Below are 822 nucleotides of genomic sequence, written 5' to 3' on the forward strand. Positions count from 1 at the left end.
GCGCCAGCGGCGTCAGGCCCAGCGCCGCCGCCTTCTGCGCCGACATCACCAGCACCGCCGCCGCGCCGTCGTTCAGCCCCGACGCGTTCGCCGCCGTCACCGAGCCGTCCTTCGAGAACGCCGGCTTCAGCCCGGCGAGCGACTCCGCCGTCACGCCGTGACGCACGAACTCGTCGGTCGCGAACTGCAGCGGCTCGCCCTTGCGTTGCGGAATCGACACCGGCACGATCTCGTCGTCGAAGCGCCCGGCCTTCTGCGCGGCTTCCGCCTTGTTCTGCGACAGCGCCGCGAACGCGTCCTGCTCTTCGCGCGTGATCCCGTATTCCTTCGCGACGTTCTCCGCCGTGATGCCCATGTGGTACTGGTTGTACACGTCCCACAAGCCGTCGACGATCATCGTGTCGACCAGCTTCGCGTCGCCCATCCGGAAGCCGTCGCGCGAGCCCGGCAGCACGTGCGGCGACGCGCTCATGTTCTCCTGGCCGCCCGCGACCACGATCTCCGCGTCGCCCGCGATGATCGCGTTCGCCGCCAGCATCACGGCCTTCAGGCCCGAGCCGCACACCTTGTTGATCGTCATCCCCGGCACGGCCGTCGGCAGCCCCGCCTTGATCAGCGACTGCCGCGCCGGGTTCTGCCCGGAGCCGGCCGTCAGCACCTGGCCCATGATCACTTCGCTGACCTGCTCGGGCTTCACGCCCGCACGCTCCAGCACCGCGCGGATCACCGTCGCGCCCAGTTCGGGCGCCGCAATCTTCGCGAGCGAGCCGCCGAATTTGCCGACCGCGGTCCGCGCGGCCGATACGATCACTACATCCGTCA

The 822-nt window shown here is 70.0% G+C and carries 1 protein-coding gene; it reads right to left on the reverse strand.

From position 1 onward, the window contains the following. Window positions 1–822, reverse strand: an 822-nt coding sequence (locus tag JMF90_RS38905; protein WP_201326525.1) for an acetyl-CoA C-acyltransferase, incomplete at both ends; no start/stop codon positions are given.

The sequence above is a fragment of the Burkholderia sp. E168m23 genome, from assembly GCF_016586125.1.
In the GTDB taxonomy this organism is placed as follows: Bacteria; Pseudomonadota; Gammaproteobacteria; order Burkholderiales; family Burkholderiaceae; genus Burkholderia; species Burkholderia orbicola.